The organism is Micromonospora sp. CA-269861, from assembly GCF_050948505.1.
Taxonomy (GTDB): domain Bacteria; phylum Actinomycetota; class Actinomycetes; order Mycobacteriales; family Micromonosporaceae; genus Micromonospora.
In genome coordinates this window covers 4,222,735-4,243,894 of record NZ_CP192014.1, presented here as the reverse complement: position 1 = coordinate 4,243,894, position 21,160 = coordinate 4,222,735, and the positions used below count along the sequence as shown (strand labels likewise).

Genomic DNA, 21,160 nt, shown 5'->3' with positions numbered 1-21,160 from the left:
TTGGACCAAATTATGAAGCGCAGCACACTGAAGGAGCAGGACCCCGACCTCGGGATCCTGGCCGTGCAGCTCTCCGCGCGCGTCCAGCGGGAGATCTTCCGACGCTCGGCGGAGCAGGGGTTCGACGACGTTCGGCCCCGCCACGGCGCGGTCCTCGCGTACCTGGACGCCGAGGGCACCCGACCCGGCGAGCTGGCCCGGCTGGCCGGCCGCAACAAGCAGACGATGGGCGCGATCCTCGACGAGTTGGAGCGGCTGGGTTACGTCCGGCGTACGCCCGATCCGGCCGACCGCCGGGCAAAGTTGATCGTGCCGACGGAGCGGGGCCTGAGCTTCATGGCGGCCTCCGACGGCTTCGTGCACCTGATCGAGCAGAGACTCGCCGACACGCTCGGCCCCGACCGCTACCGCGACTTCAGGGACGCCCTGGGTCGCGGCGTGGCGAGCCTCCCGGCGACCGGCCAGGACACCGAGGGCTGAGCCGGCATGCGCCGGCGTCAACCGGGTACGCCGCCGTGGCCCCCAGGGCCGGCGGAACGCCCAGGCTGACCGCTTTCCACGCAGCCGAGGAGCACCGACATGCCTATCGCGGGGCGGGCCCGACTCTCACCGACGGTCTCCCTGGTGCTGCTGGCGTCGATCCTCGTGTCGTTCCTGGCCGCGTCGGCGGCCCCGACCCCGCTCTACGGTGTGTACCAGGAACGCTGGCACTTCTCGCCGGTCACGACCACTGTGGTGTTCGCCGTCTACGCGCTCGCGGTGCTGGCATCGCTGCTCACGTTCGGCAAGTTGTCCGACCACGTCGGTCGGCGACCGGTGCTGGCCGTCGCGATCGCGGTGCAGATGCTCGCGCTTGTCGTCTTCATCTTCGCCGACGGCGTTCCGTCGCTGCTGGTCGCCCGCCTCGTGCAGGGGCTGGCTGCCGGTGCCGCCACCGGCGCCGTGGGTGCCGCCATGCTCGACATCGACCGTGCCCGCGGCACGCTCGCGAACTCGATCGCCCCCGGTATCGGCACCGGAAGCGGTGCCCTGCTCTCGGCGCTGCTCATCCAGTTCCTGCCCGCGCCGACGCGACTGGTGTACGTCGTGCTGCTCGTCATCCTGCTGATCCAGGCCGTCGGGGTCGCGCTGATGCCGGAGACGGTCACACCGATGGCCGGGGCACGACGCAGCCTGCGGCCGGACATCACGCTGCCCCGCTCGGTGCGCCAACCGGTCCTGGTCGTCGTCCCGGTGCTCTTCGCGGTCTGGGCACTGGCCGGGTTCTTCGGCGCGCTCGGTCCGGCGCTCGTCCGCAGTCTCATGAACACCTCGATCGTGGTCGGCGGTCTGGTCCTCTTCGTCTTTGCCGTCTTCGGGTCGGCAGCCGTTCTGGTGCAGCGCAACACCGCCGCGCGGACCGTGATCCTGACCGGGATCGTCGCGCTCATCCTGGGCATGATCGTCACGCTGGTGGCGGTCATGGCGCAGTCCGTCCCGGGCATCTTCGTCGGCCTCGCGCTCGGCGGCGTCGGCTTCGGCAGCGGCTTTCAGGGCAGCCTCAAGACGGTCATGCCGCTGGTTGAGGCGCACCAACGCGCCAGCGTGCTGTCCGTGCTCTACGTCGTCTGTTACGTCGGCTTCGGTCTGCCCACGGTGATCGCCGGCTTCCTCGTGGTCTACGCCGGAGGCCTGCCGCAGACCGCCGACGAGTACTCCGTCGCCGTCATCCTCCTCGCCCTGGTCGCCCTGCTGGGGCTCCGCAGGGCGACCAGCAGGGCGCCGGGTTGATGCCGGAAAGCGGCGCCGAGCAAGAGCGCAACAAGTAGCGTGATGATCAGGAAGGGGGAGGCGATGAGCCCGAAGGTTGCCCAGGGCGACGCGAGTGCGACGTCGCGCATCGAGAGCCTCGACGTCAAGCTCGAGGTGATCGTCATCCCGGTGTCGGATGTCGACCGGGCGAAGGCGTTCTACCAACGGCTCGGGTGGCGGCTCGACCAGACCCCGCCCGGCATCGTCCAGTTGACGCCGCACGGCTCCGCGTGCTCCGTACAGTTCGGCCCCGGGCTCACGCCGGCGCCACCCGGCTCGGCCATGGCGTACCTGATCGTGTCCGACATCGAGGCGGCCCACGACACGCTCGTCGCGGCCGGTGTCGAGGTCGGCGACGTCTTCCACGTCAGCTCGGACGGCCCGGTCGACGGGCCGGACCCGCAGGGGCGCAGCTACTTCTCGCGCGCCACGCTGCGCGACCCGGACGGCAACACCTGGCTGATGCAGGAGATCACTACCAGGCTTCCCGGGCGCATCGAGGGTGGCCTGACGTCGTTCGGCTCCACGAGCGACCTGGCGGGCGCGCTGCGGCGCGCCGAAGCCGCGCACGGTGAGCACGAGAAACGTACCGGTGAACGGGACGACAACTGGCCCGACTGGTACGCGGCGTACATGGTGAGCGAGCAGTCGGGGGCCAAGCCGCCCGAGTGAGCCGGGCCGACCCGTCCGGGCCGGCTCGGCCGGTCCTGCGGTGCATGTGTGGATGCCCGTACCGAGGTTCGGTACGGGCATCCGTACGCGCAGGTGGATCAGCTGCCGAAGGTGCCGATGTAGAGGAGTCGGTTCGGTGAGCCGCTGCCCGGGTTGATGACGACGTTCGGGGTGGCCGCAGCCACGATCGCGGAGTTCACCGTCGCGGGGCTGGCGGTCGGGTTGTTCCGCAGGTAGATGGCGGCCGCGCCGGCCACGTGCGGTGCGGAGAAGGAGGTGCCGTTTCCGGTGTAGGTGGCGGTGTTGCTGGTCCGCCAGGCGGCCGTGATCGCTACGCCGGGTGCGAAGAGATCCAGGGCCGAGCCGTAGTTGGACCAACTCGGTCGGGTGTCGGTGCGGTCGGTGGCGCCGACCGTCAACGCCTCGGTGACGCGGGCCGGCGAGGTGCCGGAGGCCAGCGCACCGGAGTTACCGGCAGCGATGGTGTACGTGATACCGGCGTTGATCGACCGGCGGACCGCGGCATCCAGGGTGCTGCTCGCGCCCCCGCCGAGGCTCAGGTTGGCCACCGCGGGCCTGGTGGCGTTCGCGGTCACCCAGTCGATGCCTGCGATCACACCCGCAGTGGTGCCGGACCCGCTGTTGTTCAGAACCCGTACGCCGATGATGTTGGCGTTCTTGGCCACACCGTAGGCGTTGCCGGCGGCGACTGAGGCGACGAACGTGCCGTGTCCGTTGCCGTCGTCGGTGTTGTAGTCGTTGTCCACCGCGTCGTACCCGTGCGAGGCCCGGCCGCCGAAGTCCTGGTGGCTGATCCGTACCCCGGTGTCGATCACGTAGATCCGGACCCCGTTGCTCGGTCCGTAGGTGAAGGACTGGTTGAGCGGCAGGTTGCGCTGGTCGATCCGGTCCAAGCCCCAGGACGGCGGGTTGGTCTGGGTGGCCAGGGTGTGGACCCGCTGGTCCTGTTCGACGTAGCTCACCGCCGGGTTGGCGGCCAGTCTCCGCGCGGCCGTCGCGCTGAGGTTGGCGACGTAACCGTGCACCGTGCGTCCGAAGACCCGGGTGACGTTGCCGCCGTACCTGGAAGTCAGCGTCCCGGCGGTGGCCTGGTCCAGTCGCTGCCCGTCCTTGAGGACGACGAGATAGCTCCCGGCGACCGCGTCGGGGCTCGTCGCACCGAGGACGTTCCCGGTGGCCGGGGCCGCCGCCGCCGGTGGAACCGCGACCGTGGCGAACAGCGCGCCGGCCAGAGCTGTGGCGCCCAGTGCACCGAGGTAGCGGCGTACCGCCTGGGGGTTGATCGTCACTGCCGTCTCCTTGCCCTCTGCCGGTCGGGCGGAACCCGGACCGGCTGCTTCCGGCCACGGGCACGGCTGCGCCACGCGTCGGAATCGCGGTGATTGCGCCGGATCCGGCGCACCCACAACGCTAATCGGCACTGATCAATAGATGGTTTCGTTGTCTTTAGGCATCGGTTATCAGGTTGGTCCAGTTGTGACGGAGAGGGGTCGCTGCGCGGGGGAGTGCCACGGCGGCCTGGGCGGTGCGGGTTCCATGCAGTGGGCGAACCCTTGTGGATACCCCACTAAAGCTGTAGGAAATGTAGGTCATAGTGATCGGGAGAAGCCGTGACCGTTGCCGCAGCAGTGCAGACCGTGGGTTCCGATGTCGGTGCCCCACCTCCAGCGCGCCCCTCGCGCTCAGCGTCGCGAGCGGGGTGGTGGCGCCGCATCGCGCTCCGTGCCGTCTCGCTCGGTGTCCTGCTGGCGATCTGGCAGATCCTCGCGATACTGACCGACAATCCCACGTTCATCCCGTCACCGGGCGCCGTGTGGGACCGCCTGGTGCAGACCTCGACCACACACGACGGTGTCCGGGGTTACAGCGGTCACCTGCTGATCGAGCACCTCGGCGTCAGTCTGCGCCGCATCCTCATCGGCTCGGTGGTGGGCGTGGCGGCCGGGCTGGTGCTAGGCCTCGTGATGGGCACCGTCGCCTGGGTGCGGGTCGCGACCGAGCCGGTCGTCACCTTCGTCCGCGCGCTGCCACCACTGGCGTACTTCAGCCTGTTCATCATCTGGTTCGGCATCGACGAGACGCCGAAGCTGTGGCTGCTGTCCATCGCCGCGCTGCCCCCGGTCGCGGTCGCCACCGCCTCCGCCGTCAAGGCCGCGCCCGCCACCCTCGTCGAAGCGGCCAGGGCGTTGGGCGGCGGCCGCTGGGCGGTCACCCGCGACGTGGTGCTGCCGCACGCGCTCCCGGAGATCTTCACCGGCATCCGGCTCGCGGTGGGCATCGCGTACTCGTCGGTTGTCGCCGCCGAGACCATCAACGGCGTACCGGGCATCGGCGGCATGGTCCGCGACGCGCAACGGTACTCGCAGACCGACGTGGTGGTGCTCGGGCTGTTCGCCATCGGCCTGTCCGGCCTCCTCATCGACGCGCTGCTGCGCACAGCGGAGGACCGGCTCGTTCCCTGGCGCGGTCGAAGCTGACCCGCGCTCCCCACACCTCTCAGAATGGGCGTCCCGTGCGTAGACCGATCACCAGAATCCTCATCGCCACCGCTCTGCTCGCTGCGGCCGTACCGCTCGCCGCGTGCGGCGACGGTGCCGCCAGCGGCGGCGGCGATCCGCAGCGCAAGAGCCTCCGGCTCGCCTACCAGGCATTCCCGAGCGGCGATCTGATCGTGAAGAACCAACAACTGCTGGAGAAGGCGCTCCCGGATTACAAGATCACCTGGACCAAGTTCGACTCCGGCGCGAGCATCAACACCGCGTTCGCTGCCGGCAGCGTGGACATCGCCGCGATCGGCTCCAGCCCTGTCGCGCGAGGCCTGTCTGCGCCACTGAACCTGCCCTACAAGGTCGCCTTCGTGCTCGACGTCGCCGGCGACAACGAGGCGCTGGTGGCCCGCAACGCCGCCAACGTCGCCACCATCACCGACCTGCGGGGCAAGAAGATCGGCACCCCGTTCGCGTCGACCGCGCACTTCAGTCTGCTCGCCGCCCTGGAGCGAGCCGGAGTGAAGGAGAGCGAGGTGACCCTGGTCGACCTGGAGCCACAGGACATCCTCGCCGCCTGGACCCGCGGTGACCTCGACGCCGCGTACTCCTGGCTGCCGTCCCTCGACGAGCTGAAGAAGACCGGGAAGGTGCTCGTCAGCAGCCGGGAACTGGCCACCGCAGGCAAGCCCACACTGGATCTCGGCGTGGTCTCCACGGCGTTCGCCGACGCGCACCCGGAGGCCGTCGACGCGTGGCGCAAGGCCGAGGCCAAAGCCCTCGACCTCATCGCGAGCGACCCGACCGCCGCGGCGACCGCCGTGGGCCGTGAGCTGAACCTGGACACCGCCGCGGCCCAGCACCAGCTGAGTCAGGGTGTGTTCCTCAAGCCCGCCGACCTGGCCAGCCCGGAGTGGCTGGGCTCGCCCGAGAAGGTCGGCGCGCTCGCCGAGAACCTGTACAACGCGGCGGTCTTCCTCAAGGGGCAGAAGAAGATCGACGCGATCCCGGACCGTTCGGTGTTCGAGGCCGCGATCTACACCAGGGGTCTGCCGAATGTCCTCCAACCCTGACGCCGCGGTCGAGGTCCGCGACGTCACCCACACCTACGGGAGTGGGTCGGCGGCGGTCACCGCCCTCGGCCCGGTCGACCTTCGCGTACCGCCGGGCGCCTTCCTGGTGATCGTGGGCGCCTCGGGCTGCGGCAAGACGACGCTGCTGCGGCTGATCGCCGGTTTCGAGCGGCCGACGGCCGGCACGGTGAACGCGGCCGGCCTGCCACCGGTGCCGGGGCGCAACGCCGGTCTGGTCTTCCAGCAACCACGGCTGCTGCCCTGGAAGACGGTCGGCGGCAACGTCGGGCTCGCGCTGCGCTACGCCGGTGTCTCCCGTCCGGAGCGGTCCCGTCGGGTGTCCGCGCTGCTGGACCGGGTCGGCCTGCCGCACGTCGCGCACCGGCGCACCTGGCAGCTCTCCGGCGGTCAGCAGCAGCGGGTAGCCATCGCGCGGGCACTGGCCGTGGACAACCCGTTGCTGCTGCTCGACGAGCCGTTCGCGGCCCTCGACGCGTTGACCCGGGAGCGGTTGCAGGAGGACCTGCGCCAGGTCAGCGCGGAATCCGGCCGTACCTGTGTGTTCGTCACGCACAGCGTGGACGAGGCCGTGTTCCTCGGCAGTCGGGTGATCGTCCTGACCCGCCGACCCGGTCGGGTGGCCCTCGACCTCGACGTCGACCTTCCGCGCACCGGCGTCGAACCAGACGAGTTGCGTGGCTCACCGGAGTACGCGTCCCTGCGCGCCACGATCGGCCACGCCGTACGTGCCGCTGCCGCCTGAAACGAAAGGGCACCGTCATGACCGACACTCTCGTGAAACTGGCACTGGAGGCACTCGGGCCGCACTTCGGGGCCGAGGTACGGGACCTGGACCTGCACGGCGCGACCGATGCGGAACTCGCCGCGGTACGGGAGACGTTGGTGCAGCGCAAGGTCCTGTTCTTCGCCGACCAACGCCTCGACGACGACGGCCAGGTACGCCTCGGTCGCCGGCTCGGCGAGCTGACCGCCTCGCATCCCGTGGTCGGCGGTGTCGACGAGAAACATCCCGAGGTGTACGCGTTGGACAGTGCGGACAACGGCTTCGCCGACGTGTGGCACACCGACGTGACCTTCGTGGCCCGTCCACCGCTCGGCTCGATTCTGCGCGCGGTGACACTGCCGCCCACCGGCGGCGACACGACCTGGGCGGACAGTCAACTCGCGTACGACTCCCTCGCCGAGCCGGTACGGCGGCTGGTGGACCAGTTGGTCGCCGTGCACGACGGCAACCGGGAGTTCGGCTACTACCTCGCGCAGCGCCGTGGCGGTCGGGGCAACGTCTGGGAGGGCGAGGTGGTCACCCGACTGGACCCGGTGGAGCACCCCGTCGTACGCGTCCACCCGGAGACCGGTCGCAAGGGCATCTTCGTCAACCCCGGCTTCACCTCGCACATCGTCGGCGTCTCGGAGGCCGAGAGCCGGGCGGTCCTGGACCTCCTCTACGCCCACCTCACCAAGCCGGAGCACCTGGTGCGACACCGGTGGCGGCCCGGCGACGTGGTGATGTGGGACAACCGCAGCACCGCGCACTACGCCAACCGCGACTACGGCAGCGCGCGACGCGTCGTACACCGGATCACCCTGCGCGGCGATCGCCCGCAGGGGCCGGTCGATCTCTGGCGGGGCGCGGTGGCCTGACCGCCTGCGGGTCAGCGCACTCCGCGGATGAGGTTGTCGACAAGGGTGCGGGCGAAGTCCTCGGTGAGCGGCAGGTCGCCGATGAGCAGTCGGTGGTAGCAGGCGCCCCAGAGCTGGTCGACGACGGATTCGGGGTCGATGTCCGCGCGGAGCTGCCCACGGGCCATGGCCCTGGTGAGGGTTTCGACGGCCAGCGCCCGACGGGGGCCGGAGTAGCGCTCGCGGTAGGCGGCGGCCAGTTCCGGGTCGGTCTGGGCCTGCCCGATGAGTTGGCTGATGACCCGCCCGGCGGTGGTGTCGCGCACGAGGTGGACGAAGGCGACGAGCTGGTTGGTCAGGTCGGCGACGATGTCGGCGGTGTCGGCGAAGGCCAGGGTGGGCGCGACGACTGTGAAGTAGCCGTCCAGGGCGAGCGCCCCCTTGGAGGGCCACCATTTGTAGATGGTCATCCGGCTGGCCCCGGCGCGGGCCGCCACCTTTTCGATGGTGAAGCCGGCCATGCCCTCGGCCAGCAGGAGTTCACCGGCGGCGGTGAGGATCTCGGCGCGTACCTGATCGGCGGGGCGACGGCCGCGACCACGGCGCGCTGTGGTGTGGGCGTCCGGCGTGAGCTGGGCCACTGGTCCTCCCGGTTATATGGACACGTTGTCTACTGGCTGGTTATATGGACACAGCGTACACAGCGGTGTCCGGACACCACGACGCACCGCGACGACGACCGAAGGAGACGAGCGACATGACGGATCTACGACGGCGACGGTTGGGTGCCACCGGGCCAGAGGTTTCGATCATCGGGCTCGGCGCGATGGGCATGTCCGACCTGTACGGTCCGGCCGACGAGGCGGAGAGCGTAGCGACGCTGCACGCGGCGATCGACGCCGGTGTGAACCTGGTCGACACCGCGGACTTCTACGGGTCGGGCCACAACGAGCTGCTGATTGGCAGGGTGCTGCGGGAGCGTCGCCGGGACGAGGTGGTGCTCAGCGTGAAGTTCGGCGCACGCCGGACACCTGACGGCGGCTTCCAGGCGGCGCCGTACGACGTGTCGGCGGCGGCGGTGAAGGACCGGCTGGCGTACTCGCTGCGGCGGTTGGGCACCGACCACATCGACATCTACCGGCCGTCCCGTCTGAATCCGCAGGTGCCGATCGAGGAGACCGTAGGCGCGCTGCTCGAGATGCAGCAGGCCGGCTATATCAGGCACATCGGGCTCTCCGAGGTCGGCGCGGACAACATCCGCCGGGCCGCGGCGGTGGCGCCGATCAGCGACGTCCAGATCGAGTACTCGCTGCTCTCCCGTGGCCCGGAGGCCACCATCCTGCCGACGTTGCGCGAGCTGAGCATCGGGTTGACCGCCTACGGGGTGCTGTCCCGAGGTCTGCTGAGCGGCCACTGGTCGGCGGACCGTGAGCTGACCGGTACGGACTTCCGCGCGAACAGCCCACGGTTCCAGGGCGAGCACCTGGCCGCCAACCTGCGCCTGGTGGAAGCACTCGGCCGGGTCGCGCAGCGGCTGGGCGCGACCACCAGCCAGGTGGCGATCGCCTGGGTGGCGGCACAGGGCGACCAGATCGTGCCGCTGGTCGGGGCACGGCGGCGCGACCGGCTGACCGAGTCGCTGGCCGCCGTCGATCTGGTGCTCGACCAGGACACGGTGGACGAGATCGAGCGTGCCGTCCCGGCCGGTGCCGCCTCCGGGCAGCGGTACGCCACCGCGATGATGGCGCTGCTCGACAGCGAGAAGTAACTCTCAGGAAGCTGCTCGCCAGACCCAGTTGCGGCGTTCGTAGAGCGGCACCAGCCCGGCCCGGCACAGGTTGTTCAACGACGGGTTCTGCTGACCGGGCGCGGGCTTGCCGGTCTCGGCGAACAGCCACCGGCACCCCGCCTCGGCGGCGGCTCGGGCGCGGGCGGCGATCAGCGCCGACTGCGCCCCGAGGCCGCGGTGACCGGAGGCTGTCGCGGCGGCGTTGAGCGCACCGGCCTCGCCGTGCAGGAACAGGTTGCCACCCGCCACGAGGTTGCCGTCGTCCCAGGCCGCGTACGGTCGCCACGCCGGCCGGCCGACGGTCGCGGCCAGCATGTCGGTGAGCCCACCGGCCGGCATGCCGAACCCGGTGAGCAGCACGTCGGCCCAGCGCTGCGCCTCGACGGCCGGCACCGGGCCGACGCGCAGGTGGGTCTGCGCGGCGGCGACGTCCTCGGGTCGGGCGGCGAGCTTGATCCAGGTGCTCCCCGGCTCCAGCCCGCGTGCGGCGGCGATCTCGTCGAAGCCCCCGGGCAGCACCGACGAAACGAGCTGGAGGACGGCCTGGCCGACGCCCTGCTCCCGGTAGAAGTCGAGCACGCGATCCAGGGTCTGCACGGTGAACGGCTCGGTGGTGCCGAAGCCGAGGGCCTTGCTCCAGTACCCGCCCGAGGGATCGTTGCGCATGGCGAGGGCGACACCGCCGCCGATGCGGGTGGTCGCGATGCCGAGATCGGTGTACGTGGACCCGGGCGCCTGTGACTCGTAGGAGTACATGAATTCGCTCTCCGCGGCTTCGGCGAGCGGGGTCAGGTCGGCTGGCGCGGTCATCGGCCGATTATCGTCTGGTCCGTTCCCAGGCCCGCACCAGCTGCATCCGGTTGTGGATGCCCAGCTTGTGGTATATGGACCGGAGCTGGGTGTCCACGGTGTGGAAGGAGACGAAGAGCGTCCTGGCCGCCTCCTTCTTCGTGGCGCCGGCCGCGAGCATCTCGGCCACCCGCTCCTCGGCCGGGGTGAGCGCGTCGATGCCCCCGTTCGGCGACTCGTCGATCGACGGCCGGTGGCGCGGGGTGGCGGCGAGGTCGGCGCAGCGCCGGTCGGCGATCGCCTGGTCGCCAGGGGCCCCGATCCGGGCGTAGAGGGCAGCCGCCTCGTGCGCGGCGTCGCGCGCCTCCCCGGATCGCGCCCGAGGGCTGTTCGCGAGGTCGAGCAACGCGTCGGCAAGCGCCGGTCGGGCGGCGGTGGTGCGCAGTTGGTCGACCGCCGACCGGAGCGCGTCCGGGTCGCCGTCACGCAACCCCCGGCTCTGGTCGGCAAGCGCGTGCCACAACGGCACCGGCGTACGGGTGGACACCAGCTCGACCAGTTCGGTGACCCGTCGGGCGGCCCGGGTGTCGTCGGCGGCCACCGCCGCGCGGACCAGTCGGGGGCCGAAGTGCGGGACGGGCAGGAGCGGCCGGACCGATCGATGCAGGTCGGCGACCACCCTGGTGAGCAGGCCCGCCGGCGCGCTGAGGGCGGGGTCGCGAACCGCCACACAGAACGCGAGGGTCCACATCGTACGGTCGGGCCACCGATCCTCGGCGAGGCAGGCGCGGAGGATGGCGCGTGCGTCGTCGTGTTCGCCACGGCGGTAGCGGACCTCGCCGATCACCGCGACCAACAGGGCCCGTACCTCCCGACTGATGTCCGCCGGGCCGGAGCTGAGCGTCGTGACGGCCAGCGCGGCCGCCTCGGGCAGCTCTCCCACGGCCACCATGCGCAGGCAGTCCAGCGCGGTCAGGCCGGTGAGCGGAACATCTGTCTCGTCCGGCGCCTGGCGGGTCGCGGTCCGCGCGTCCTGGTGCCGGCCCAGGCCGAGCTGCACGAGGATCCGTTCGGCCCGGATGGACGGGGCGTCGGCCCGGGCCACCCAGGAGCCGGGGTCCAGGGCCGCCAGCACGGCCTGGGCGCCCGGCAGATCGCCGTGCGCGAGCGAGCGGGCGGCCCGGCCGAGGGCGAGGTGGCGAGCGGACGACTGGTCACCCGACGCGGCGTGCGCGGTGCCCGCGTCACGGAGCAGGGCATCGGTGTCCGGATGTCCGGTGCGGGCCGCGATCGTGGCGACCAGGGCGAGCAGGGTGCTGCGGCTGCGGGCGTCCAGTCGAAGGTTCAGCGCCTCCCGCAGGCCGGCGAGGGCGATGGTCGGCTGCTCCAGCGCCACGGTCTGCGCGAGGCGACCGAGCAGGTGGGCGCGGTGGCGCTCGCCGCTGTGACTCGTCGCGATCTCCGCTGCCAGGACGTGCAGCGCCTCCATCCCGCGCCCGGCGAGCCGGAGTTGATCCGCTGTGGCGAACAGCCGGTGTCGTCGTTGCTCGGCGGCGGTGGCGGTGTCGTCGACCGGGAGGGTTCCGGCGTTGAAGGATGATTCGGACAATGGCGTTCTCCCCGGTTGTTACCAGGCGCGTCGAAATGCCGTCCTGCGACCGAGCCTAGCCAGGGTGGCCGGTACGGGCGACCAGATCGACGAACCGGCGTGATTGCGTTGATTGGCCCAGGGCGTCCGGGATTTCGCGCACGGCAATGGCGCGATCACGTGATGCGACGGTGAGTGCTCGGCGTCGATTATCGAATCATGGCCCAGCTCACCGAACTTCCCGGTCTGCATCGGCTCCGGGTCGTACTGCTGATGTTCGTCCTCTACGCCGGCACCGGGGCGGCTGGTCACGCTCCGGCGTGGACCCGCCTGGTGCTGATGGTGACCGCGGCGGCGATTCCGGTCGCGATCGCGATCCAGTACGGCTGGCCCGGAGTGCGGGCCCTGCTGGGGATCTCGTCCCGGCTACGGCTGCGGGCCGGGTCCGTTCCCGCGCCCAATCCGATCCAACCCGAGTGAGGAGACAGCGATCATGGCGAACAACGATCCCCAGCCGCGACGCGGAGACCAGGGTGCCGCGCCCCTCGCGGGCCGCAACGTCGAGATGGAGCGGCAGAACCCGGACCTCGTCGTGCCGCCGACGACCGACAGTCGACTGGTGCCCAACCTCAAGTTCTCGTTCTCGCAGGCGCACACCCGGGTGGAGAAGGGCGGCTGGACCAGGGAGGTCACCAGTCGCGACCTGCCGATCGCCACCCAACTGTCAGGTGTTCAGTTCGGTCTGGAGCCGGGCGGATATCGGGAGATCCACTGGCACCAGCAGTCGGAGTGGGCGTACATGCTCAGCGGCAGCTGCCGGATCAGCGCCGTCGACCACGAGGGACGCAACTTCATCGAGGACGTCAACGCGGGCGATCTGTGGTTCTTTCCGCAGGGCGTACCGCACAACATCCAGGCGCTGGCAGACGGCGCCCAGTTCCTGCTGGTCTTCGACGACGGCGCGTTCTCGGAGAACAACACGTTCCTGCTCAGCGACTTCTTCGCGCACACACCCCGGGAGGTCCTGGCCAAGAACTTCGGCTGGACGATGGAGCAGATGGAGAACCTGCCCGAACGGGAGAAGTACATCTTCCAGGGCGACGTGCCACCGCCCCTGCAACAGGACCGGGTGGTCAGCCCGACCGGCGACATCCCGCGAAGCTTCAAGCACCGGATGCTCGCGCAGACCCCGCAGCGTTTCCGTGGCGGAACGGTCCGAGTCACCGACTCCACCAACTTCGCCGCCTCGGTGACCACCGCCGCGGCACTGGTGGAGGTCGAGCCGGGCGGGATGCGGGAGTTGCACTGGCATCCCACCACCGACGAGTGGCAGTACTACATCTCCGGCACCGGACGGATGGGCGTCTTCGCCTCGCAGGCCGCGGCTCGGACGTTCGACTTCCAGGCGGGCGACGTGGGTTACGTCCCCTTCGCGTACGGGCACTACATCGAGAACACCGGCGACGAACCGCTGGTGTTCCTGGAGATGTTCCGCCATCCCCGGTTCGAGGACATCTCCGTGATGCAGTGGATGGCCAACACGCCCCACGAGGTCATCGCCGACACGCTCAACGTGCAGCGGTCGATCGTCGCCAGCCTGCCGAACACCAAACAGGTCGTGATCTGAGCGAACCGGCCGTCCGTCGTCTGACGGACGGCCGGACCTGCGGATCAGCTCCCCGCGGGTGCCGGGGAGGTGGGCGCTGCGACGGGTCGTCGGCGTCGGGACACCGCACCCACCACCGCGTCGATGGCGAGGAAGGCGAGCAGGGTCAGCCCGAACAGGGGCAGCGCCCAGCCGATCGCCACGGTCACCGGTACGCCGATCAGCAGCGCCCAGACCGGCAGGCCGCGTACGCCGCCGCGCGCTGGTGGGGTGCCGGCGATCGCCCGGCGGTCGGCGCGGGTGGGCCGGCGTTGCCACCACATCCGGTAGCCCCAGACGATGACGCAGAGCAGCCCGAGGGTGAGCGCGGCGAGCAGGATCTGGTTGACAAGGCCGAAGAGGATCCCCATGTGGGCCTGGATGCCGAGGCCGCTCAGTTTGGCCAGCAGAGGCCAGTCGGCGAAGTCGCTGCGGGCGGTAACCGTGTCGGAGGCCGGGTCGACGGCGATGCGGTCCTTGTGGACCGGCCAGGTGTTGTCGACCTGCGTGACGGTCCAGGCCGAGCCTGGCTCCGGCGCAGGGCTGATCTCGACCGGACCGGAGAGGCCCGCGCCGCGAGCGACGGCCACGACCCGGTCGAAGGCCGCCGACTCGACGACCCCGCCCGCCCCGGCGGCACCGTGCTCGTGGCCGCCGCCGTTCTCGGCCGGGGCGGCGGGGCCGGTGGCGAGGCTCGTGGAGATCTCCGGAGTGCGGGCGCTCAACGCGTCGAGTCCGGCCGCGAAGTTCGCGCCGGCGTACCGGGACCAGGTCAGACCGGTGACCGAGAGGAAGAGCAGGCCGACGGTGAGCCAGATGCCGGTGGTGGCGTGCCATCCCCGGGTACGGCGGACGCCCTTCCCCGTGGAGAGGTCCGGCACGAGCAGATGCCGGGCGGCGGCTCGGGCGGCACCGCGTCGACGCCACCAGAGGATGACCCCGCCGAGCGCCATCACCCACAGCCAGCTCGCGGCCAGCTCGGAGTAGTGCTCGCCCACCGTGCCCAGGTGCAGGTGGCGGTGCAGGTCGTCCAGCCAGGTGGTGGCCGGAGTGGACCCGAACCAGGTCGTGAGCTGCCCCTGCGACTCGCCGGTGTACGGGTTGATGTAGACGGTGTGCTGGTTCTCGCCCAGCTCGGGCAGCGAGAACACCACCTTTGTGGTCTGGTCACCGACGCCGGGTTGCACTGTGGTGATGCTGCCGTCGGGATGCGCGTTGCGGGCTGCCCCGATCTGCTCGGCCAGCGGGAGCTGACGGTCACCCACCTGGGCGACGGCCAACTGGTCGCCGTAGAGGATCGCGTCGAGTTGCGGGGTTGTGGTGTAGGCCAGGCCGGTCAGTGCGGCGACCACCAGGAACGGGGCGACGAGGATGCCGGCGTAGAAGTGCAGCCGCAGCAGCAGCGCACCGAACGGCGACGTGCGCCGGGCCGGTCGGGCCGGTTTTTCGTCGGTCGTGGAGGGTTCCGGCGTCGATGTGCCGGACAATTCGGTGAGAGACATGGTGATCCGATCGGAAGAGTCGGGAGCACCTGGAAGGCGTTTCCCGTACTGGCCTGGTCGCCCGGTGGTTTGTCGCGTCGGCCCTGACTGGTAGTCGGGGCGGAGACGCCGGCGGTTCCCAGGGGATGTGGAGGATCGGTCTCCGTCCTGGGCCCGCGTCGGCGAGGTGAGCCGACCGCACGGTGGCGGGTCGGATCAGCGGCGGGCCGCCCGTCGCCACAGCAGCCCAGCCGTCGCCAGGACGAGGACGGCCAGCGCGGCGCCTGCGACGAGTACACCGGCGCTCGGACCACCGCCGGGCTCCGCTGCGGCGGCGGCGGGGGACGGGGCGGGCGCTGACGTGCTGACGTTGGCGACCGGCGCGGCGCTGGACGTGGGGTCGGCCACTGTGAACGGGTACGACCCCTGGACCGGGTGCCCGTCTGCGGAGACGACCCGGTAGGCGACCGTGTATGTCCCGTTCGGCAGTGTGCCGGTCACCTGGACCGTGCTCTTCGCTCCGGTGACCACCGGTTCGCCGGTGGGAAGCTTCCGCTTGGCGGCGTCGGTGAGCACGATCGTGGTGAATGTGGGGTCCAGCCGTTGCATGAATTCGAGCGTGACCTCGGTCGGTGCCCTAAGCACTGTCGCGTCCCGAGCGGGCGTTGCCGTCCGGAGCGAGTTGTGCGCCCAGGCCGGGCTGGCCGGGATGAGCACCGCCACGAGGACGGCGAGGACCGCCGCGCCGAGCCGGACGGCGGCGGGGCGGGACGACGGTACGGTCATGACGGGTCTCCGGTTGGCGTGCTCATCCGAGCACCTGCTCGCCGATCCAACCGCCCGGTGGACATCCGGGCGGGATGGCGAAGACGGCGGACCCGATCGGCGTGGTCCATTCGTTGAGCAGGTCCCGGTCGGCCAGCCGGCGCTGGATGGGCAGGTATTGGCGGGCGATGTCAGCCTGGTAGGACGTGAAGATCAGGCCGCTGTCGGCGTGGCCCTCGGCTGTCGGCACCCCGTCGTAGTTGTAGGGCCGGCGCAGGATCTTCAGCCGGTCGTCGGTGACGTGGGCGCGGGTCAGATGAGAGAAGTCGGGGATGACGGTCAGGCCGTCGGCGTCGGTGGCGGCGAAGTCGGGTTCGTCGTGTTCGGCGGTGCCGGTGAGCGGGGCGCCGGTGTCGAGCCGCCGACCGACGGCGAGTTCGCGATCGGTTCGGCCGAGCAGGTCCCAGGTCTCCATGTTCATGCTGATCCGCCGGAGCACCAGTGTGGTGCTGTCGCGCAGCCACGCCGGGCCGTCCGGCACCCAGAGCGCGGTGTCCATCGGCGCGCCGGGCCGGGGGTTGGCGGTGCCGTCGAGCTGACCGAACAGGTTGCGTTGGGTGTGGCCGCCCGGTTCGACACCGGGGCTGCGCCGGAAGCCCTGCTGAACCCACCGGGCGGTGGCGAACGGTCGGCTGTCCTTGAGCAGGACCCGTTGCGCGTGGGCGACGGTGATCGCGTCGTCCGCACAGATCTGCAGCAGCAGGTCACCGCCGGACCAGGCCGGCTGGAGCCGGTCGATGCGGAACGACGGCAGGTCGGTGACCGATGCCGGCCGGCGGTCGTCGACGCCGGCCGCCCGGTAGAGGCCGGGCCCGAAGCCGAAGGTCACTGTCAACCGCGCGGGCAACAGCCCGAGTTCGGCCTCGGTGTCGGCCAGAGCAGGGCGGCCCTGGGTGAGCCGGGAGGCGTCGTCGCTGAGCAACCGCAACATCCGACCCAGCGCGGCCCGGTCGACGCCGGCTCGCAGGGTGAGTGCCACGAACGACGCGTGCGCCTGCGGTTCGGTGGCCACCCCGGCCTGCCGGGCGCCGTGGAACGGCTCGACCAGGCCGCCGACCGCCGCCACCGGCGTCGCGTCGGCACCTACCGCGTCCGGTCGCCCGAATTCGTCGGTACGCGTCGTGGCGATCGCGGCACCGCCGACCACGGCGCCGCCGACAGCGAGAGCCCCGCCGGTGAGCAGGCCACGCCTGCTCACCGGCCGGACAGGTGGCGTGCCGGTCACGATGCCGGGCTCATGCTCATCCCCGGCGTGGCGCTCATCCCGGTCATCGGCTCGCCGTGCCCGGGGGCGTAGCTCTCCTGTGCGCCGGTGAACGGCTTGGCCACGGCGCTGAACTGCTGGGTCCTACCGTCGGCGAAGGTCAGCGTGAAGGTCAACTCGTCGCCGGCCTGGACGGGCCTGGTGAGGTTCATCAGCATGAGATGGTCGCCGCCGGGCTCCAACGCGTGGGTGCCCCTGGCCTTGATCACGATGCCGCCCTGCTTCAGCCGCATGACCATCTTGCCGTCCTTCATGGCCATCTCGTGCAGCTCCATCGGAGACAGGGAGGTCGTGGCACCCGTCACCGTGACATCGGTGTCGCCGTCGTTGACCAGGGTCCCGAAGGCCGCCGTCATGCCCTTGTCGGCCGCCTTCACCCACGGGTCACGAATGCCGAGCAGGCCAGCATCCGGGTTGGCCGAGGTCGACGCGGACGGGCCCGCCTGCGCGTTCGACGGAGAGCCGGACGCGCCACAACCGGCGGCGCCAACCGTCAGGATCGCGGCGGCGAGGACGGCGGCCGAGCGGCGGCGCGGACCCAGTGGGCTGGTGCTGAGCATGTGTTCTTCCTCCGATGGTTGCTGCTGGCTGGTTGGTCGGCCGCAGCACGGAGAAAGTTCCAGGCTCAGGGCACGTTGATCGTGTACTCGGCGGTGTGCACCTTGCCGGCGACCTGGAAGTCGAAGAAGGCCCGGTACCGGCCTGAACTCGGTGCGGTCAGCCAGAACTTGACAGTCCCGTCGACCAACTCCGGCTCGGGGTGGACGTGCACGTAGCCGAGGTCGCCCTCACGAACGACGACCAGGTGCCCGTACGCGCCCAGGTACCGCTCCAGCTGCGCGGGCGTGGCCGAGTCGGCGGGGTTGACCTGGAAGTGGATCGGCGCCGTCGCCCCCACCGTCGGGTTGCCGGTCATCGACACCGCGTACGGACCAGCCGTCGCCTGGGCCTGCACCGGCGGCAGCGCGGTCGGGCTGTGCGCGCCGGGCACGGTGTGGTCGACACCCAGCACGAGGGGCTGCTGCGTGCCGTTGGCCGCGGTGACGGAGAAGTCGGCGTAGACGCGGTAGCCGCCGGGTCGGGCCAGCGTCAGGGGGACGCTCCAGGTGCCGTCTGCTGCCATCGTCGGATGCAGGTGCTGGTAGCCGGTCAGGTCGCGGCCCACCACGATCAGGTGCAACGGCTTGTCGTGGACGACCGCGAAGCGGGTCGCCGCCTGCCTGTCGGTCCCGACGATCCGGAACCGGTAGTCCGCGCGTACGCCAGGCGGTTGGGTTCGTTCCAGCGGTTGCAGCGTGTACCCGCCGGCGCTGACGGTCGTTCCGGTGGCCAGCGCCTCGCCCGTTGCGCCGTCGCCCCTGTGCGTGTGCGGTCCGGTGCCCGCCGGGTGTTGGTGTCCGTCGTTCGCGGCTACCGCCGGGCCGGAGGCGGGCGGACCGCCCGCCGACTGCCGGGCGGTGCCGGCGGCCGTGCCCTCGTTACCGTTGATGCGCGCCAACCCGAAGCCGGCGAGCAGGGACAGCACCAGAGCGCCGACGAACAGTGCCAGGCCGGTGTTGCTCAGCCGGGACCCGGGCGTCGCGGTGACGAGGTCCGGGTCGGGCGATGCTCCGAAGTCGACGGGCGGTCGGCTGTCCGTCGTGGCGGGGGTCGTCGCGTCCGCAACGGTCGCAGTCCTGGCGCGTGCGGTTCTGCTACCGGCGACCTTGGCACTGGCGACCTTGGCACTGGCGACCTTGGCACTGGCGGTCTTCGTGCCGGGGGTTCTGGTCCCGGGGCGGGTACCGGCGCCGCGTCGGCCGGATGTTCCCGGTGCGGTACGGCCCCGACCGGTGGGCCTGCCAGTGGGGGACGTCCGCCGACGCCAGACGACGAATCCGGCCGCCGCGACCGCTGCCGCGACCGCCGCCAGGCCGGTCCACGCGAGCGCTCCGGGGCCGCTCTCATCCGCCGAGTCGCTCGGCGGGGCCGCTGCCGCGGACGGCGGGACCGCCGTCTCGGCCGCGACTGTCGGCACTGCCGAGACCTGCCCGGAGGACCCGTGTTGCTCGGCGGTGGCCAACAGGGCCGGGTCTGGCTGGGTCGTCGGCGGACTCCACCCCTGCGGCGCTGCCGTCACCCGCCCGTTGTAGCGGAAGGTCAGGGTGCCGCGTACGGGGTCGCCGTCCGAGGCGACCGACAGGTAACTCACCGAGTACTCGCCCTTGGCCGGCAGGTGCGTCACCGCCACCGTCGCGGGAAACCCGGTCGTGTACTCCCGTGGCTCGAACTGGCCGTTGACCAGGAAGTACTCCCGCACCGGCTTGTCCAGCGGCTTCGGCTCCCCGTACGACCAGCCGTTGTCGACCCGGATGCCGCCCGGGGCGGTGATCGTGAAGAACGCGTTGGAGGCGGCCTTCTCGGTGAAGTACAGCTGCACCGACGTCAACGGCTCGCTCACCGTGGCGCCCCCCGCCGGCGTGGACATCGCCAGGGTCCCGTGGGCTCCGGCGGGTTGGGCGGACGCGAGCAGAGCGACCGCCGAGGCGAGGAGGAGCGCGAGGAGGCTCGAGAGCACCCGCACCGGAGTCTGGGGGAGACGATGCATCTGAATATCCTCGCCGTAGTGAGACTTTTTTCAAGAGGCGCTGGACTTTTTCCTCGGATGGCAAAAGCCGAGCACCCCTCGGGGTCGCCTGCCGCGCTGAGTGAACGTCGTCCCTGGCCAGCTATGCTCCGCGTGGCGTTGGTTCGCCTGGTCGTGGCTGACTGGGCGTCGTAAGAGGGAACCCGGTGGAAATCCGGGACTGCCCCGCAGCGGTGAGTGGGAACGACAGCCGTCATCAGCACTGGGCCACCGGCCTGGGAAGCGACGGCCAGTAGGAGATCGGCGTGCGGCCGGTCGGGCCCGCGAGTCCGAAGACCTGCCGGCGCCGCGTACACAACCGTGTGCGCTGCCGTCGGCCTCGCGGGTGGGCTGAGCGGGTGACGTGCCGCGCGGTGTGCGCGGTGGGTGCTCCTCAGCGTGTGTCCGCGTTCCGGCGGTGTGGTTTCCCGAGGGACGGACTACCGCTGTGCACGACATCATGACGATCACCGGCCGACCACCGTCGGCGTCGCACCTGACCCTGTCGCAGATCATGGATCAGCACCACACGAACCTGATGGGTACGGTGCACGGCGGCCGGATCCTCAACCTCATCGACTCCGTCGCCGGGGTGGTCGCCGCCCGGCACTCGGACGGGCCGGCCGTCACCGCCGCCATCGACGAGACCGCCTTCCTGCGCGCGGTGCGGGTCGGTGACGTCGTCCACGTCGACGCGCGGATCACCTGGGCGGGCCGCAGCTCGATGGAGGTGGCCGTGAAGGTCACCGCGGACCGGTGGGACAGGGCGGTGCCGCCCACCGACGTGGCCACCGCCCACCTGGTCATGGTCGCCATCGACGACGACGGACAGCCGCGTACGGTTCCGCCGCTGTTGCCGGAGACGGATGGGGACCGGCGTCGCTACCGGGAGGCGGAGATCCGCCGGGAGCACCGGTTGGCCCTGCGGCGGGCGCTGCTCGACGGTGCCGAGGAGTCCACGGCCTGAGGCGGGTGGCGGTTGCGGCGAACATCCCCGGACCGCCCCCTGGTGCGGGCAGGATGAGGTGGGATTCGCCCAGCGACACGGTGAGCGGGGGTCGGCCGTGAACGACGGATTGGTGACCAGGCGGAGCGCACGGGACGTCGGAGAGACGGTCTCCGCGCTGCGGGCCGAAGCCGAACGCATGGGCGCCGCGGTGGCGGCGGTGGTCGACCATGCCGCGGCCGTTCGCAAGGCCGGGCTGAGCATGCCCGACACCCAGGTGATCATCTTCGGCAATCCGCAGGCGGGCACTCCACTCATGCAGGCCCATCCCGAGATCGCGATCGACCTGCCGTTGCGACTGATGGTGCGGGACGACGGCCAGCCCGGGTCGGTCGTCACCTGGCAGGACCCGGCGTACCTCGCCCAGCGCTACGGACTGGGCACGGATCAGCTGGCACCCCTGAACGCCCCAGCCAAGATCGCCTCCGTGCTCGACGGCCGCTGAGCGAGGCCCGGGTCGGCCGGGCACCTTCCGTGGTGAGCG

At 71.0% G+C, this 21,160-nt stretch carries 21 protein-coding genes and 1 riboswitch; of the genes, 12 read left to right on the top strand and 9 right to left on the bottom strand.

From position 1 onward, the window contains the following. Positions 1–12: 12 nt before the first annotated feature. The 3 genes from ACQP0U_RS19465 (at position 13) to ACQP0U_RS19455 (ending at position 2,463) form a co-directional block, all read left to right on the top strand. Entirely contained in the window at positions 13–480 is a 468-nt protein-coding gene (locus ACQP0U_RS19465; protein ID WP_433309024.1) for a MarR family winged helix-turn-helix transcriptional regulator, read from the top strand. Between the two features lie 99 nt (positions 481–579). After that, positions 580–1,770 carry an MFS transporter gene (locus ACQP0U_RS19460; RefSeq protein WP_433309022.1) on the top strand — a complete coding sequence of 397 codons (1,191 nt, stop codon included), beginning with the start codon at positions 580–582 and terminating at the stop codon, positions 1,768–1,770. A gap of 63 nt (positions 1,771–1,833) precedes the next feature. Beyond that, a complete protein-coding gene (locus ACQP0U_RS19455) occupies positions 1,834–2,463 on the top strand; it encodes a VOC family protein (protein ID WP_433309020.1) in 630 nt (209 codons plus the stop codon). A gap of 98 nt (positions 2,464–2,561) precedes the next feature. On the opposite strand, the gene ACQP0U_RS19450 is transcribed toward ACQP0U_RS19455, so the two are convergent. Continuing rightward, entirely contained in the window at positions 2,562–3,773 is a 1,212-nt protein-coding gene (locus tag ACQP0U_RS19450) for a S8 family peptidase (protein WP_433309018.1), read from the bottom strand. Between the two features lie 321 nt (positions 3,774–4,094). On the opposite strand from ACQP0U_RS19450, the gene ACQP0U_RS19445 reads away from it, so the two are divergent. The 4 genes from ACQP0U_RS19445 to ACQP0U_RS19430 are packed head-to-tail and all read left to right on the top strand — an operon-like array spanning position 4,095 to position 7,705. Next, positions 4,095–4,961: an ABC transporter permease gene (locus ACQP0U_RS19445; RefSeq protein ID WP_433309017.1), complete on the top strand. Its 867-nt coding sequence runs from the start codon at positions 4,095–4,097 to the stop codon at positions 4,959–4,961. 35 nt (positions 4,962–4,996) lie between these two features. Then, positions 4,997–6,043 carry a taurine ABC transporter substrate-binding protein gene (locus ACQP0U_RS19440; protein WP_433309015.1) on the top strand — a complete coding sequence of 349 codons (1,047 nt, stop codon included), beginning with the start codon at positions 4,997–4,999 and terminating at the stop codon, positions 6,041–6,043. Then, on the top strand, positions 6,027–6,806 hold the full coding sequence (locus ACQP0U_RS19435; protein WP_433309013.1) for an ABC transporter ATP-binding protein: 780 nt from the start codon (positions 6,027–6,029) through the stop codon (positions 6,804–6,806). Before ACQP0U_RS19440 ends, ACQP0U_RS19435 begins: the two co-directional genes overlap by 17 nt. A gap of 17 nt (positions 6,807–6,823) precedes the next feature. Beyond that, the gene (locus tag ACQP0U_RS19430) at positions 6,824–7,705 is read left to right on the top strand and encodes a TauD/TfdA dioxygenase family protein (protein ID WP_433309011.1); all 882 of its coding nucleotides are present in this window, start codon (positions 6,824–6,826) and stop codon (positions 7,703–7,705) included. A gap of 11 nt (positions 7,706–7,716) precedes the next feature. Here ACQP0U_RS19430 and ACQP0U_RS19425 read toward each other — a convergent pair whose 3' ends face one another. After that, positions 7,717–8,325 carry a TetR/AcrR family transcriptional regulator gene (locus tag ACQP0U_RS19425; protein WP_433309009.1) on the bottom strand — a complete coding sequence of 203 codons (609 nt, stop codon included), beginning with the start codon at positions 8,323–8,325 and terminating at the stop codon, positions 7,717–7,719. Positions 8,326–8,441: 116 nt separating this feature from the next. Here ACQP0U_RS19425 and ACQP0U_RS19420 point away from each other — a divergent pair, with 116 nt between their 5' ends. Continuing rightward, positions 8,442–9,452 carry an aldo/keto reductase gene (locus ACQP0U_RS19420; protein ID WP_433309007.1) on the top strand — a complete coding sequence of 337 codons (1,011 nt, stop codon included), beginning with the start codon at positions 8,442–8,444 and terminating at the stop codon, positions 9,450–9,452. A gap of 3 nt (positions 9,453–9,455) precedes the next feature. Here the strand turns inward: ACQP0U_RS19420 and ACQP0U_RS19415 are convergent, their stop codons facing one another. Together ACQP0U_RS19415 and ACQP0U_RS19410 are read right to left on the bottom strand one after the other, a co-directional pair. Next, the gene (locus ACQP0U_RS19415) at positions 9,456–10,283 is read right to left on the bottom strand and encodes a GNAT family N-acetyltransferase (RefSeq protein ID WP_433309005.1); all 828 of its coding nucleotides are present in this window, start codon (positions 10,281–10,283) and stop codon (positions 9,456–9,458) included. Between the two features lie 7 nt (positions 10,284–10,290). After that, entirely contained in the window at positions 10,291–11,871 is a 1,581-nt protein-coding gene (locus ACQP0U_RS19410; RefSeq protein ID WP_433309003.1) for a LuxR C-terminal-related transcriptional regulator, read from the bottom strand. Positions 11,872–12,069: 198 nt separating this feature from the next. Here ACQP0U_RS19410 and ACQP0U_RS19405 point away from each other — a divergent pair, with 198 nt between their 5' ends. Both ACQP0U_RS19405 and ACQP0U_RS19400 read left to right on the top strand, forming a co-directional pair. Then, a complete protein-coding gene (locus ACQP0U_RS19405) occupies positions 12,070–12,330 on the top strand; it encodes a hypothetical protein (RefSeq protein WP_433309002.1) in 261 nt (86 codons plus the stop codon). Positions 12,331–12,343: 13 nt separating this feature from the next. Continuing rightward, positions 12,344–13,477 carry a cupin domain-containing protein gene (locus ACQP0U_RS19400; RefSeq protein WP_433309000.1) on the top strand — a complete coding sequence of 378 codons (1,134 nt, stop codon included), beginning with the start codon at positions 12,344–12,346 and terminating at the stop codon, positions 13,475–13,477. Positions 13,478–13,521: 44 nt separating this feature from the next. On the opposite strand, the gene ACQP0U_RS19395 is transcribed toward ACQP0U_RS19400, so the two are convergent. The 5 genes from ACQP0U_RS19395 to ACQP0U_RS19375 all read right to left on the bottom strand — a co-directional run bounded on the left by ACQP0U_RS19395 (position 13,522) and on the right by ACQP0U_RS19375 (position 19,652). Beyond that, the gene (locus ACQP0U_RS19395; protein WP_433308998.1) at positions 13,522–14,997 is read right to left on the bottom strand and encodes a PepSY-associated TM helix domain-containing protein; all 1,476 of its coding nucleotides are present in this window, start codon (positions 14,995–14,997) and stop codon (positions 13,522–13,524) included. Positions 14,998–15,192: 195 nt separating this feature from the next. Continuing rightward, positions 15,193–15,762 (bottom strand): copper resistance CopC family protein, encoded by a 570-nt coding sequence (locus ACQP0U_RS19390; protein WP_433308996.1) that lies wholly within the window; start codon positions 15,760–15,762, stop codon positions 15,193–15,195. A 22-nt stretch (positions 15,763–15,784) separates the two neighbouring features. Then, entirely contained in the window at positions 15,785–17,026 is a 1,242-nt protein-coding gene (locus ACQP0U_RS19385; RefSeq protein WP_433308994.1) for a Dyp-type peroxidase, read from the bottom strand. Further along, a complete protein-coding gene (locus ACQP0U_RS19380; RefSeq protein WP_433308992.1) occupies positions 17,023–17,625 on the bottom strand; it encodes a copper chaperone PCu(A)C in 603 nt (200 codons plus the stop codon). Before ACQP0U_RS19380 ends, ACQP0U_RS19385 begins: the two co-directional genes overlap by 4 nt. Before the next feature lie 65 nt (positions 17,626–17,690). After that, positions 17,691–19,652 (bottom strand): copper resistance CopC family protein, encoded by a 1,962-nt coding sequence (locus ACQP0U_RS19375; protein ID WP_433308990.1) that lies wholly within the window; start codon positions 19,650–19,652, stop codon positions 17,691–17,693. A 122-nt stretch (positions 19,653–19,774) separates the two neighbouring features. Continuing rightward, positions 19,775–19,990, top strand: a riboswitch (cobalamin riboswitch). Between the two features lie 140 nt (positions 19,991–20,130). Between ACQP0U_RS19375 and ACQP0U_RS19370 the strand changes: the two genes are divergently transcribed. Both ACQP0U_RS19370 and ACQP0U_RS19365 read left to right on the top strand, forming a co-directional pair. Beyond that, positions 20,131–20,637, top strand: a complete 507-nt coding sequence (locus ACQP0U_RS19370) for an acyl-CoA thioesterase (RefSeq protein WP_433320957.1) — start codon at positions 20,131–20,133, stop codon at positions 20,635–20,637. Between the two features lie 112 nt (positions 20,638–20,749). Further along, positions 20,750–21,121 carry a DUF302 domain-containing protein gene (locus ACQP0U_RS19365; protein WP_433308988.1) on the top strand — a complete coding sequence of 124 codons (372 nt, stop codon included), beginning with the start codon at positions 20,750–20,752 and terminating at the stop codon, positions 21,119–21,121. The last annotated feature ends 39 nt before the right edge of the window (positions 21,122–21,160 follow it).